Annotated in this window: 13 protein-coding genes and 2 pseudogenes; 7 read left to right on the top strand and 8 right to left on the bottom strand. The window is 64.7% G+C overall.

Annotation, left to right across the window (positions count from 1 at the left end):
- The first annotated feature begins 22 nt into the window (after positions 1 to 22).
- From OKW38_RS19685 to OKW38_RS19700, 4 genes are all read left to right on the top strand, one after another.
- A complete protein-coding gene (locus OKW38_RS19685) occupies positions 23 to 1,294 on the top strand; it encodes a cytochrome-c peroxidase (RefSeq protein WP_429362780.1) in 1,272 nt (423 codons plus the stop codon).
- A gap of 125 nt (positions 1,295 to 1,419) precedes the next feature.
- On the top strand, positions 1,420 to 2,112 hold the full coding sequence (locus OKW38_RS19690) for a lytic transglycosylase domain-containing protein (RefSeq protein ID WP_429362782.1): 693 nt from the start codon (positions 1,420 to 1,422) through the stop codon (positions 2,110 to 2,112).
- Between the two features lie 192 nt (positions 2,113 to 2,304).
- Positions 2,305 to 3,222 (top strand): DUF2242 domain-containing protein, encoded by a 918-nt coding sequence (locus OKW38_RS19695; protein ID WP_429362783.1) that lies wholly within the window; start codon positions 2,305 to 2,307, stop codon positions 3,220 to 3,222.
- A 790-nt stretch (positions 3,223 to 4,012) separates the two neighbouring features.
- Positions 4,013 to 4,264, top strand: a complete 252-nt coding sequence (locus OKW38_RS19700; protein ID WP_184056386.1) for a hypothetical protein — start codon at positions 4,013 to 4,015, stop codon at positions 4,262 to 4,264.
- An 81-nt stretch (positions 4,265 to 4,345) separates the two neighbouring features.
- Here the strand turns inward: OKW38_RS19700 and OKW38_RS19705 are convergent, their stop codons facing one another.
- A complete protein-coding gene (locus OKW38_RS19705) occupies positions 4,346 to 5,275 on the bottom strand; it encodes a DMT family transporter (protein ID WP_429362785.1) in 930 nt (309 codons plus the stop codon).
- A gap of 236 nt (positions 5,276 to 5,511) precedes the next feature.
- Between OKW38_RS19705 and OKW38_RS19710 the strand changes: the two genes are divergently transcribed.
- Together OKW38_RS19710 and OKW38_RS19715 are read left to right on the top strand one after the other, a co-directional pair.
- The gene (locus OKW38_RS19710) at positions 5,512 to 6,264 is read left to right on the top strand and encodes an IclR family transcriptional regulator domain-containing protein (RefSeq protein WP_018418696.1); all 753 of its coding nucleotides are present in this window, start codon (positions 5,512 to 5,514) and stop codon (positions 6,262 to 6,264) included.
- Between the two features lie 265 nt (positions 6,265 to 6,529).
- Positions 6,530 to 6,739, top strand: a complete 210-nt coding sequence (locus OKW38_RS19715) for a hypothetical protein (RefSeq protein WP_429335429.1) — start codon at positions 6,530 to 6,532, stop codon at positions 6,737 to 6,739.
- A gap of 151 nt (positions 6,740 to 6,890) precedes the next feature.
- Here OKW38_RS19715 and OKW38_RS19720 read toward each other — a convergent pair whose 3' ends face one another.
- Positions 6,891 to 7,166 carry a hypothetical protein gene (locus OKW38_RS19720; protein ID WP_018418694.1) on the bottom strand — a complete coding sequence of 92 codons (276 nt, stop codon included), beginning with the start codon at positions 7,164 to 7,166 and terminating at the stop codon, positions 6,891 to 6,893.
- A gap of 53 nt (positions 7,167 to 7,219) precedes the next feature.
- Complete coding sequence (locus OKW38_RS19725; protein WP_184056392.1) at positions 7,220 to 7,978, bottom strand: Mut7-C RNAse domain-containing protein; 759 nt, start codon at positions 7,976 to 7,978, stop codon at positions 7,220 to 7,222.
- A gap of 93 nt (positions 7,979 to 8,071) precedes the next feature.
- Between OKW38_RS19725 and OKW38_RS19730 the strand changes: the two genes are divergently transcribed.
- Positions 8,072 to 8,941, top strand: coding sequence for an NAD(P)-dependent oxidoreductase (locus tag OKW38_RS19730; RefSeq protein WP_429362787.1), 870 nt, complete (start codon positions 8,072 to 8,074; stop codon positions 8,939 to 8,941).
- Positions 8,942 to 9,318: 377 nt separating this feature from the next.
- On the opposite strand, the pseudogene OKW38_RS19735 reads toward OKW38_RS19730, so the two are convergent.
- From OKW38_RS19735 to OKW38_RS19755, 5 genes and pseudogenes are all read right to left on the bottom strand, one after another.
- Positions 9,319 to 9,537, bottom strand: a pseudogene (locus tag OKW38_RS19735) (OmpW family outer membrane protein); the annotation flags it as partial.
- Positions 9,497 to 9,880: pseudogene (locus OKW38_RS19740) on the bottom strand (DUF2957 domain-containing protein); the annotation flags it as partial. The pseudogenes OKW38_RS19740 and OKW38_RS19735, both read right to left, overlap by 41 nt.
- A gap of 61 nt (positions 9,881 to 9,941) precedes the next feature.
- Positions 9,942 to 11,285, bottom strand: a complete 1,344-nt coding sequence (locus OKW38_RS19745; RefSeq protein WP_429362789.1) for a DUF2957 domain-containing protein — start codon at positions 11,283 to 11,285, stop codon at positions 9,942 to 9,944.
- Positions 11,286 to 11,398: 113 nt separating this feature from the next.
- A complete protein-coding gene (argC, locus tag OKW38_RS19750) occupies positions 11,399 to 12,346 on the bottom strand; it encodes an N-acetyl-gamma-glutamyl-phosphate reductase (RefSeq protein WP_090802609.1) in 948 nt (315 codons plus the stop codon).
- A 235-nt stretch (positions 12,347 to 12,581) separates the two neighbouring features.
- Positions 12,582 to 13,154: a flavodoxin family protein gene (locus OKW38_RS19755; protein ID WP_429362791.1), complete on the bottom strand. Its 573-nt coding sequence runs from the start codon at positions 13,152 to 13,154 to the stop codon at positions 12,582 to 12,584.
- Between the last annotated feature and the right edge of the window lie 67 nt (positions 13,155 to 13,221).

Here is a 13,221-nt window from a genome sequence, read left to right on the forward strand (position 1 = left end):
AGACTCGATGCTGTCTTCTGTCATGCGATTCACGGCGCGCGCGAGCGCGCGTCGGATAGCGCTCGCCGCCCTGATGGGCGGCGCGTTACTGGGGGGCGCCGGTGCGGCGCCCGCTGTTGCGTCGAATGCGACACCGACATCCGCCGATGCGAAGCCCGTCTATAGCGACGCCGCCGCGCTCGGCAAACTGATGTTCTTCGATCCGGTGCTGTCGGCCTCGGGCAAGATGTCGTGCGCGAGCTGCCACAGTCCCGAGCACGCGTACGGGCCGCCCAACGGTCTCGCCGCGCAACTGGGCGGCACGGACTTGCATCAGCAGGGCACACGCGCGGTGCCGAGCCTGCGCTACGTGCTGAACCGTACGCCGATCTGGACGCATGCGCAGGCGGCGAGCCTGTCCGAGCGGCTCAGCGAAACGGACAACGCGCCGGTCGGCGGCTTCGGCTGGGACGGGCGCTTCAACTATCTGCACGATCAGGCGAACTTCCCGCTGTTCAATCCGAACGAGATGGCCAATAAGGATCCGGCCGCATTGCTCGCGAAGCTGCAGCGCGCGCCATACGCTGCGCGCTTCAAGGAAGTATTCGGCCAGAACATTTTTGCCGATCCGACCAAGGCGTTCACCCAGGCGACGTACGCGATCGAGCGCTTCGAGCTCGAAGACCCGAGTTTTCATCCGTACACGAGCAAGTTCGACTACTACCTGGACGGGAAAGTGCAACTAACTGCACAAGAGTTGCGCGGCAAAAAACTGTTCGACGACCCCGCCGGCGGCAATTGCGCATCCTGTCATATCGACCAGTCGGGCGTGAACGGCGCTCATCCGCTTTTCACCGACTTTAACTTTCAGGCGCTTGGCGTGCCGCGCAACGCTGAACTGAAGGTCAACGCCGATCCGAAGTATTTCGACATGGGCCTGTGCGGACCATTGCGTACGGATCAGAGCGATAAGCTGAACTGCGGACTGTTCAAGTCGGTATCGCTGCGCAATACCGCGACGCGCCACGTGTTTTTTCACAACGGTCGCTTCCACACGCTGAAAGAGGCGTTGCGTTTCTACGTGCAACGCGATACGAACCCGGACAAGTGGTATCCAAGGGATGCGCACGGCAAAGTCGACAAATTCAACGATCTGCCGATCGCACTGCGCGTGAACGTCGATACGACCGACGAGCCGCTGACGCGCAAAACGGGCGAGCGTCCGGTCTGGTCCGAGCGTGATATCGACGACGTCGCCGCGTTCCTCGCGACGCTGAGCGACGGCTATGACCTGAAGTCAAAAGCGGTCAAATGAACGCATCGGAAAGCGGGGCGAGTTCCGCTCACCCTTGATTTAAAAGACAAAAATTGCCGAGGAAAGGCGCCGCCCGACGCCGCGGCGCTATAATGCGCGGATCTTTGCTTCCTCCGACGTCCACTATGAGCCGGTTACTTTGCCTGATCGTGCTTTCGCTCGGCCTCGCGCAAACCGCGGCGGCCGACGAAAACACCGACCGAATATCGGCGTACCTGACGCAGAAGTTCGGTGTGGGCAAAGAAAAGGCTCAAAAGATCTCCGACGCGGTGCAATCCGCCGCCAACAAATACTCCCTTCCTCCGGCGCTGCTGCTCGCCATCATCTCGATCGAATCCCGCTTCAAGGAAAAAGCCCGCGGCGCCAATGGCGCGACGGGGCTGATGCAGGTCGTGCCGCAGGCGCACCGCGGCCTGCTGCGCAACGTGAAGGATCTGACCGAGCCGGGTGCGAACATCGAAGCGGGCTCGGCGATTCTGTACGGCTACATGCGCTCGGCGAACGGCGATCTGAATACCGCGCTCAAGAGCTATGGCGGCTCGAAGGCCTATGCGCAGAAGGTGAATCTGCGCGTGGAGGATTTCGCGGCGGTTGCGACACCCGCTGACGGCGCTTCCGGGGCCGCTGGGCGGGCCGCGTCGTGCGAGGCGGATCGTTGCGCCAGCGCGAAGCCGTGGGCCGACGCGTTCAGCGTGCCGGCGGCGCTCATTGCATCCGCGGCACCCGCCGCGAGCGGGGCAGCCGGGGCATCGTCGGCCGCGACCTCTGGGTCGACTTCGGCCGCGACGATTGGCTCGACGCGCACGACGTCGAACTAGGCACGCGCGCGATTTCTTTCGCATTTTCGCCCGCATGCACTGCGAGGGCGCGGCGGCGTGCTTCAAGTTGACGCCCTGTTTCCCGCTGTAATAGGGTCCGGGCTGCACCTTGCACGCTTTTTACGCACGTGACGCTGCCCGCTCTACAATGCATTTCCATTCGCGCTCACGAGGCGCTTCTCGCAACTGATCATGCAGAACCCCTTTTCCCGCACCACCGCCGCGGCCCTGTTCGGGCTGGTCGCGCTCACGGCATGCAGCAGCACGCCGCAACCCGAATTCACTCAGGAACTATTCGAAACCGGCGCAAGCCCGTACGCGCGCAATTTCAATTCGAGTACGGGCGATAGCTGCGAAGCCGCGCGCCGCGCATTGCTGAGCCAAGGCTATCTGACGACGATGTCGCGTCCCGATACCGTCGACGGCACGAAGAATTTTCAGCCGACCGGCGATTCGCACGTGGTCGTCGAATTTCACGTCGTGTGCACGCCCGGCGAAGAGGCGGCCGATACCAGCATCGTGTACGTGAACGCGGTGCAGAACGGCTTCGCATTGAAGAAGAGCGATACGTCGGCGAGCGTCGGGCTCAGCGTGCTCGGTTCGCTGTCGCTGCCGATTCGCTCGAATAGCGACGCGATGGTGAAGATCTCGAGCGAGACGATTCCGTCGGGCAAGTTCTATGACCGCTTTTTCGGTCTCGTCGATCATTACTTGCAGACGGTCGTGCGCACGCAGCCGGTGACGAGCAGCCCGATCGAGACGCGGACGCTGCCGATGCCGGTAGCAGCGCCGCTTCAACTGACGATCCCTGAGCCGGTGCCCGAGCCGGTAGCGGCGACCACCTCCGCTGCAGTTCGAGCGACGCCGACCGTGCCGGTTCAGACGACCTCACCAGCGCTCGCTCAACCGACGACCGACAAGCCTGTCGCCGTGACACCACCAGCTGCGGCTCAGGCGGTCGAGTCAGCGCCCGCGCCAGTGCAGTTAACCGCACCCGCACCGGTTCCGTTGACGACACCGTCGACATCCTCGCCGGTCCAACCCGCCGACCCGATTGGCCAGGCTGCAGCGATCGAACCCGCGAGCGGCACGGCGCCTCTGGTGCCGTGACAGCGGCGCAGCGGCTTTCGCATCGAGGCTGATCAAGGTCCGATCAGCCTCTGATTCAGGCGCGCAGCGATATTCACCTTATGGTGTTTACTTGATACGTATACATACGTAGTAGTAGTTAACAAGGGTTAACCGATTCTGTGGATAAGTCGCAAATGTCGCGCCGCTTCAACATCATGCGAAACCTATAACCCTGCGGAACACGTCGGTAGAAAAACTACAGAACTGGGATAAGTTCGAACACCGTTAGCCGACCCTGATCTTTATCAAGATTTCGCGCACAGGCTGTTCGTCGCGCTATCCCGAAGTTATTCAGAGGTCGCTGTGGATAACCACGCCTCCGATCGACACTTCCCGTTGCTCCCGCATCGACGCTTCGCGCGACGCGAAGGGCTCGCCAACGCACAGATTTCCGCCCACCGAACGCGCACATTGATAACGCGGTACGAAGATTGCGCGCCTTCTTATTGCAAGCGCGACTGTTGCTATTTGGTCAAAATCATTTGCCCAACGAACAATCCGGCATAGAGTTAAAGTGCTTTGTGAGGTTTCTGGTGCAGTGCGGGGGATGTATGAAACGCAGATCAGCACGACAGCTAGTCCGTCTTCTGTCCGACCTTCGACATGCGGCCCATTGCAGCTCGTTGCGCGCGGTCGCGACCAGTCGGATGATGGCGCTGGCAGCCGCAGAGGCCGCAGAGGCCGCCGAGAACGGCGACGCCGCTCGCGACGACGACAGTCCCGAGTCCACGCGCGATGCGCAGCGCGGCAGGCTGTTCCGGGGCAGATCATGAGAGCCGCGAGCGAACAGTCGTTGCGGTTTCTGGTCGAGAAGTGGCTTTCGCCATCGCCGGCCGAGCCGGTTCACGTGACGGAGTTCAGCCGCACGCGCGCGGGCGGGCGGCGCTATGTGCGGGTGGAGACGTCGTCGGAACAGGGCGGGCGGGGTTTGTTCTTCTTTCGCCACGACGACGGCTGCTGGTGCGTGTTTCCGCCAACCGCCGATACGCCGAGCCTATTCGCTCATCCGCGCGCGGCATAGTTGGGCGAAGGGGCAAGACGCCTGTCGGCGCGCATCCGCGCACCGAGCGTTGGCGTCGAATCGTTTTATGACGCTGTTAAATCACGTCCCCTGCGGCGCACGCTGCCGGGCGCGTTTCCAGCCCGGCAGTATCTGACACACGATCAATCCCGCGAGCATCAGCGCAGAGCCGAACAACGCGCGAGTCGTCAGCGTTTCGCCGAGGACGAGCCAGCCCGCAAACGCAGCGAACACGCCTTCCATGCTGAAAATCACCGCCGCATGCGAGGGCGCCGCGTGGCGCTGCGCGACCACCTGGATCGTATACGCGACGCCCACCGATAACGCACCGCCGTACGCGATCGTCGGCGCGGCCCGCGCAATTACCGCGGCGCTAACGGGTTCAATGGCAAGGCCGATCGACAGGCACACGAGCCCACAGGTCACGAACTGCGCGAGTGCGAGCATCAGCGTGTCGTGGCGCGCCGCGAAGCGGCCGACCAGCATCATCTGCGCGGAAATCACCAGCGCCCCGGCGAGCTGATACCAGTCGCCGTACAGTATCGAAAAGTGCTCGTCGACGCTCAGGAAGTACATGCCAACGGCCGCCAGTAGCGCGCCAAGCCACGTACCGAGGCCAGTCCGGTGGCGAAACAGCACGCCGAGCAGCGGCACGATCACCACATACAGCGAACTGATGAAGCCCGCGTTCGCGATCTTCGTGTACTGCAGGCCGATCTGCTGCAGCGAGATCGACACGGCCAGCACGACGCCGAGCAGCCCGCCCGCGCCAAGCAGTTCGCGGGCTCCGCCGGGCGCGCGCTTCGTCCGCTCGCCGAGCGCCGCGCGGCGCTCGCAGACGATCATCGTCAGCACGACGAGCGCGCCGAGCAGAAAGCGCAAGCCGGTAAACAGGAACGGGCCGATCGTATCGAGGCTCAGTCGCTGTGCGACGAACGCGGAGCCCCAGATCATCGCCGCGATCAGCATCAGCACGTTCGCGCGCAGGTGTTGGCGGGTATCGGGATGCAAGATTTCTTCTGATTTGTCTTGGGATCGCGCTGGAAAGCCGCGCAGGCGCGCCGCGCGGTGCTCAGCCGGTAAGGAATCGCTCACATGATACGCGGGCGTCGCGCGTCGGGCAGGCAAAGCCCGCGAGTCGCGCGATAATCGCGCAACGGCCGTGCGGTCGCCGGCCTGCGGATCGCGGTGATCAAGCGACTTGCGGACCGGACCGCGATCCCCCGCTCCTTCCACGAGCAAACGACATGGACGACAAGGACTGGATCGCGGGCGCCGCGAAGGCGCTCGCGATCATCGAAGCATTCGACGAAGAGCACGCGCGCATGACGCCAACGATGGTCGCCGCGCGCGCCGGCCTGTCGCGCACGGCTGCGCGCCGCTATTTGCTGACGCTGCGCGAGCTCGGCTACGTCGACACAGACGGCAAGCTGTTCTGGCTCGCGCCGCGCGTGCTGCGGCTCGGCCAGTCTTACCTCGATTCGGCGCGGCTGCCGCGCACGGTGCAACCGTTCCTGCAGCGGATCACCGCGACCGTGCAGGAAACCGCGCTGGTCGCGATCCTCGACGAACACGACGTCGTCTACGTCGCGCGCAACGGCGTGAATCGGGCGATGGCGGTCGGCTTCGTGACCGGCTCGCGCGCGCCAGCGCCGTTGTCGTCGGCGGGGCTCGTGCTGCTCGCGTTCCAGCCGCCCGACAGCATCGACCCGTGGCTCGCATCGTATCCGATCAAGGTTTTCACGCCGTACACCTATTCGACCGTCGAACGGCTCAGAGAAGTGCTTGGCGAAATCCGCCGCAACGGCTACGTGGTCACCGACCAGCAGCTCGAGATCGGTGTGCGCGGCGTCGCGGTCCCGCTGCGCGACCGGCACGGTACGGTGGTCGCGGCGATCAGCGTCAGCATGCCGATCGGCGAGGAGTCGGCGAACGCCGCGCTGCACCGCGTTTTGCCGGCGCTGCAGGAGACCGCGAGCCTGCTGCGGAACCTGGTTTGAGCGCCGCGAAGCGGTCGGCGAGGCGCGCGGGCGGCGGCTTCACGGGGACCTGGTAGGGTCCTTGGTGCGCCTTGCAGGTAGATGAAAGCACGCTGAAAGCAGGCTGTCTCCCGGAAAATACATATCGAGTTTTGCGCATGACAAACCGCCTACGCCTGGGTAATACTCTCCCGCGGGGAGCACAAGGCACCTCGAAGTCCAGCCGCTCTACCGTGCAGCTGTATTCATTCACATTGACTCAGTCGTCTGGTTTGGGGATCAACACATGAAAAAAGTTATCGTCTCGCTCGCAGCCGCTTCGATCGCACTCGTTTCCGTTCAGGCTTTCGCGCAGGCATCGGGTGCCGCTGCTATGGAAGCAGCAAGCGCACCGAAGAAGCACCACGTCAAGCAGTTGAAGACCCACGGCAAGAAGGCACACGTTTCCGCCGCAGCTTCGGCAGCGGGCACGAACGACAAGGGCGTGCAGAACTAAGCCAACGCGCGCTCGTTGGGCGCGACATAGCGCTGCGCCGCACCGGTTGCCGGTCGGTGCAGCCGGTGGCGGCAGATGCGTTGCCAGCAAAAAGGCCAGAGCTCGCGCTCTGGCCTTTTTGCTGTTGCGGCGCATTTTGCGCGCGGGAAGATCAGCCCGCGAGCCCGCGCCGGATCACTTCATCCAGCAGCCCGTTCAGGCCGTCCGGATGACTGGCAGCGCGCGTTTTCAGCTCCTCCACCAGCTCGCCGTTGAGCTTGCACGCAAACGGGACGAGGCCTTGCGCCTGATCGAGCTTGCGCTGCTCGCGCCGGTCGATCTTCGGCTCGGTCGCCGCGTTCTTGCCACCGCGGTTCGCGGTCGCCTGTTTCATCGCGTTGCCCAGTTTCAGCGCCTTGTTCTTTTCAAGGTCGGTTTTTTTCATCATCGGAAAGGCCTCTGCCAAATAGATCAACCCGCATTGTACGCAAGCGCGGGGCGTCAGCCGACACGGTCCGGTGCGCCGGCGGAGACGCTGTCCATCAACGCGCGCATCCTCTGCCAATGCGTGCCTTCCCAGAACACGCGTCCGCATACATCGCAGGTCACGAAGCGGCTGTGCCGCTGCAGCACGCCGCGCGGCACGCGCGGGCCGGCTTCCTCGCGTGCGATGCGTCGCAGCGGCGCGTTGCATACGAGGCATAGCCGAAACGGTTGCGCGCTGCGCGCGAGGTCGAGCCGCTCGAACACTTCGCGCAACTGCTCGCGCGGCCGCAGCGCGCGCACGTAGCAGCCATGCGTGATGTTGCGGCGTTTGAGCAGCTCGCGGTCGCGCGTCAGCACGATGCGCTGCTGCGCGGCGGCAAGCGCCTCGATATCGGCGTCGGGAAAGTGGTTGTCGTACAGCGTATCGAAGCCCGCAAGCCGCAGAAGCGGCGCGAGGCCGCCGAGATGCGCATCGGCGATGAAGCGCATCACGCGCAACGGACGCTCGCGCACGCGCAGCAGCGGCTGGATGTCGAGCGCCTCGAATTTCGGATAGACCGCGACGCGGTCGCCGTCGGCGAGCGGATGATCAAAACCGACCGAGTCGCCGTTCACCAGTATCAGCTCGACCTCGGTATGCGGCACACCGAGCACTTCGATCATGTGCTTGGTCGTTGCGCCGCGCGCGCAGACGCAGGTGAACGCGCGCCGGCGCAGCGGCCGGGCGATGAAGTCGTTCAGCTCCTCGTAGAAGCGGAATGTCGCGGTGACCATGCCTGCAGTATCGCACCGCTCGGGTTGCGCGTTGTCCTGCGCTTGTCGCATGAGTGTGCTCTACTTCGGGTTCTTTAGAAGACGGAGCGATAGATGGACATCGGTTTTATCGGTCTCGGCGAGATGGGCGCCGCGATGGTTGCAAACATTCTGAAAGCCGGGCACCAGGTGCGCGTGTGGAACCGCTCACCGGAAAAGGCCCAGCCGCTGGCCGGGCTGGGCGCGCAAGTCGTCGCGACGCCGGCTGAAGCGTTTGCGGGCGACGCCGTGTTCTCGATGCTCGCCGACGATGCCGCGCTGCGCGAAGTCATCACCGCGTCGTTGCTCGAACATGCGCCGCGCGGGCTGATCCACGCGAATATGGCGACGATTTCCGTGGCGCTCGCCGAGGAACTGGCGACCGCGCACGCGTCGCGCGGCGTGCATTACGTCGCCGCACCGGTGCTCGGGCGGCCCGATGTCGCGGCCGCGGGCAAGCTGACGATCGTCGCGGGGGGCCCGGCCGAATCGATCGACCGGATCCAGCCGATTTTCGACGCACTCGGCCAGAAGACCTGGCGCATCGGCTCGCTGCCGCAGCAGGCGAACGTGATGAAGCTGGCCGCGAACTTCATGCTCGGCGCGGCGATCGAGACGCTCGGCGAAGCGGCCGCGCTCGTGACGGGCCACGGCCTCGCGATGCAGGACTTTCTCGACGTGATCACGAGCGGCCTGTTTCCGGGACCGGTGTACTCGGGCTACGGCAAGCTGATCGCCGAGCAGCGCTTCGAGCCGGCGCTGTTCAAGGCGCGTCTGGGACTGAAGGACGTGCGCCTCGCGCTCGCCGCCGCCGATGCGGTGACGACGCCGATGCCGGTCGCGAGCGTGGTTCGCGACAGCCTGATCGAGGCGATTGCGCACGGCGGCGGCGAGAAGGATTTCGCGGTGCTGGGTCAGGTCGCGACGCGCCGGGCCGGCCGCTGACGGCGCTGTCGATCCCCGGACGCGAGCGATCGACGCAGCGTGGCCGCATGAGTCGCGCTGGGCGGCAAGGCATAATAGCCGCCCGATCCTGTGTTCGTCGGTTTCGGCGCGATGATGGCGCTGGTGAGGCACTAAGCACCGCGCGTGTCGGCAGACAAGGGAAAACTGAGCCGTACCCATGTGACCGTTGTATGTCTGCAACATTGAGGGTCAACCCTAATTTGCATGTTGCAACGCACCAAGCGGTCTGCTATAGTTCGTCTTGTCTCCTCCATGTCTCCTCTGATATGGATTCAGCCCGCCAACCTAGGTGGGCTTTTTTTTGCCCGGAATTCGCCGCGCGCCCAAAGCGGCGCCGCGACCGCGGAAAATCAAATTCAGAACTTATACGACACGGCCAGGAAGGAAATGATCGGGTTTGCGCGCAGATCCGCCTTCGACACGCCAAGCTCCGTCCCATCGGCCGCCTTGATGATGACCGACGACGTCGTCTTCAGCGGGATATACGTGACCGACGCAACGAGCCCCCAGTGCTCGGTGATGTTGTACGCAAGGCCCGCGTTGAACACCGGCGCCCACGACGACGACGCCTTCGCCCACGAAAATCCGCGCCGGCCGGCTCGCATCGAGGCTCGCGCCGTTCAGACGGAACGCGCACCGGTTCAGCTTGTTGGTCGGTAGCCGCGTTTCCGGGGTCAGGGAGCCGCTCGCGAACTGGCCCGCGCGCGTCGGGGCGACGGTGCCGGTGGTGGCGGGAATCGGCGACTGGATGTAGCTGATCTGCCACGTCATCTTCGTCGTATCGAGCTGCAGTTTGACGAGTTCACCGTCTCCGCCGCCACCGGTGAAGACCGTGCCGTAGTCGAGCGACGCAGGGCACAGCCGCGTTTCGGTCATTGGTCCGTCGCCGGCTCCCATTCCGGCCACCGTCTGCTTCATGTGTCCTGCACTGAGCCGCGCGGGTCGACTGCGCGTTGCGCGCAGCGGGTGCCTGTTGCTTTTATTTGCTGAACTGCGCGCCGATGCCGAAGTACGGCGCGCTCGGCGTATCCGCATTCGCCGACGTCGACGTGATCCCGCCGTTTTCTTCGCCCTGAATCACGGTCGCGTACAGTCCGCCCGACGCGATCGCGAGACCGGTGTTGCCGGTGCCGTCCCGCACGTTGACGAGACCGGGGCTCGACGCGCCATAGCTCAGACCGACCGAGCTTTCCGCGGCCGACGTCGACGGATTGATGAATGTCGCGGCCGCGCCCTGGACCAGCGTCGCCGTGTACTTGAAGTTCGAATCCGCGCCGACGTAACCGCCGTCGAAGCCGCCCGAGGCGAGCGGCGTCGCCGCGGCGAGCATTGCGATGCCGGATTCGTCGTCGACCTGCGGGGAGATCAGGTTGCTCGTGTCGACGAGGCCGGTGCGGACCACGAGCGGGACCGTCGCGCCGTTGAGCTGGCCGAGGATCATGTGCGCGGTGCCGTACTTGCCGGTGCGCAGCGGATTGCTGGTGGCGCCGGTGCCCGGCACGATCTGCGGCGGGTTGGCGCTGTCGAAATAGCCGTTGCTGTTCAGCGTCAACGGGTTGCCGGTGCTCAGACACCCGGCCACGCTCGATGACGTGCAGTTGCCGCTCGCGTCGAAGGTTTCGACGGCATTCGTGGCGACGGTTTCGTAGTTCGCGGTCGGCGACAGGTAGTACAGCAGCGCGTTGTAGGTGCCGGCAAGCTTCGTGATGTCGGTCGTCGTGCTCGCGAAGCCGAGGAACGGATAGAAGTCGAAGTGCCGCTTGTTGACCGCGCCGATGGCGGGAACGCCGGGCAGCAGCGTGATGCCTGCATACTGGATCGTCGCGCCCGGAATCCCGCCGCCCGCGACGCACTTGCCGATCAGGATCATCGGCGGGTTGGGGTTGTCGACGAAGTCGGGCGTCGTGTAGGTCGTGCCGTCCGACGCGGTGCCGGTGCCCGCGCCGAGGATGAACGCGCAGCGCGTCTGCTCGGCGGTCGGCAGCATGCCGGCGGGCGGGTGAATCACCGCGCCCGTGATCTGCGTGCCCCTGCGTGTGACGGCGACGCTCGCGCTGGTGAGCGGAATCGGCGACTCGAGCCCCTTCAGCGTGTAGGTCATCGCGGTCGCGTCGATATTCAACTGAACGATTTCGCCGCTGCCGGCGCACAGCGTCGCGGTGCTAGCGCTGGGCGTCGGTGCGCCTTGCGTACCGCAACTCGCGCCCGCGCATTGCGCCGGTGTGACGGGGCCCGGATTGTCGGCTTTGCCGCCGCCGCAAGCAATAAGAAAAGGTGCTGTGGCAATAGCCATGGCCAGATCGCGAGTTATGCCGTGCGACATGCTGCTGGCGGAAAACAATGCAGTGCAATGCAATGAGCGGGCTTTAAAACGAAAAAAGCCGGTCTGCAAAGACCGGCTTTTTTCGTGGCACCGCGGATGCGGGTCGACCCCGCCTAGCGTTTCAAACCGGTGTCTTCGGCCGCGCCGATCGCGAGATTCATGCACTGGATCGCCGCACCCGACGCGCCCTTACCGAGATTGTCCAGCCGCGCGACGGTGACGAAGCGCTCTTCGTTGCCGAACACGAACAGGTCGACGCGGTTGGTGTCGTTGTTCGCCTGCACGTCGAAGAAGCCGTTGTCGAGACTCGCGTCGGCGTTGAACGGCGCGACGTGCACGAACGCTTCGCCCGCGTAGTATTCGGCGAACTGAGCCTGCACGTCCTGCGGCGTCGTCTTCTTCGCGAGCTGGCCCGGCGAGAAGTACGTGGTGACCGCGAGGCCCTTGTAGAAGTCGCCGACGATCGGCGTGAAGATCGGCGCCGACTTCAGGCCCGTATGCGCGGCCATTTCCGGCAGGTGCTTGTGCGTGAGGCCGAGCGCGTACGGGCGCGGGCTCTTGAGTCTGTCGTTGCCGCCGGCTTCGTAGTCGGCAATCATCTTCTTGCCGCCGCCGCTGTAGCCAGTGATCGAATAGGCGTGCGCGGCGAACTCGGGCGCGACGACGCCGCCTTCGACGAGCGGGCGCATCGCAAGCACGAACGCCGAGGCGTGGCAGCCCGGCACGGCGATGCGTTTGGCGGTGCGCAGGCGTTCGCGCTGCGAGCGAGCCAGCTCGGGCAGGCCGTAGGCCCAGTCGGGCGAGGTGCGGAACGCGGTGCTCGCGTCGATTAGCACCGTGCGGTCGTTTTCGACGAGCGAGGCCGACTCGCGCGAGGCGACATCGGGCAGACACAGGAACGTGACGTCCGACGCGTTGATGAGACGACGGCGCTCGTCCAGGTCCTTGCGCTTCGCTTCTTCGATACGCAGGATTTCGACGTCGGCGCGCTGCGACAGGTATTCAAAAATTTTCAGGCCGGTCGTGCCTTCCTGTCCGTCGACAAAAACTTTCGTGCTCATCTCGATCTCACTCGCTGGAAACGGGGCGCGACGCCGCGCCGGAACGTTATTTTAAGACGTCATCGCCGCGACCGTGCGGTGCAGCGCGAAAAAACGACGATGCGCGCACAACGTGACGTCGGCGTGACCCGTTGCGCGGCGAATGGGGCTGATGACCGAAGATGAACCGCAGATGAGCCGCGACGTCGTTTCGGCGCCGTTCAGCCATTAGCCGCGCGCCGCTACCCGCGCGCCGCTACCCGTGCGGCGCGATCCAGCGCGCGGTGACGCCCGCAATGCGCGCGCCGAAGAGGCGCGCGGTTTCGAGATCGCCCGGCGGCGGCGCTTCGTCGGGCGACGCATCGGCCGCCGATTGCGTAAGCAGTCCGGTAAAGCCGCCGACGAAGTTCAGATCGTTGCGCGTCGCGGCCTTCGTGTTCGACGGCATCATGCCGGTGCCGGCCCAGATCATGCTGTGCTGCATCGCCAGCGTGACGAAGTACTGAATGGTCGAGAACTTGTCGCCGTTCATCGTCGCCGAGTTCGTGAAGCCGGCTGCGATCTTGTCTTTCCACGCCTGCGCGAACCACGGTTTCGAACTGGCGTCGGCGAACTTCTTGAAGTCGGCCGACGGACCGCCCATGTAGGTCGGCGCGCCGAAGATCAGCGCGTCGGCGGCGGCGAGTTCGTCCCACGAGGCGTCGTCGAGGTCGCCGACCGGCATCATCTTTGCTTGCGCACCGGCTTCCAGCGCGCCCGCGAGGACGGCTTCGGCGACCTTCTTCGTGTGGCCGTAGCCGCTGTGATAAACGATGACGATCTTCGACATGAAGTGCTCCAGCAAAGCGATCGGGAAGGCGAGCGGCGCAAGCCAGGCGATGCGGCGCGGCGGCGCC

Origin of the sequence: Paraburkholderia sp. MM5496-R1 (assembly GCF_050436205.1) — a bacterium.
GTDB classification, from domain to species: Bacteria; Pseudomonadota; Gammaproteobacteria; order Burkholderiales; family Burkholderiaceae; genus Paraburkholderia; species Paraburkholderia tuberum.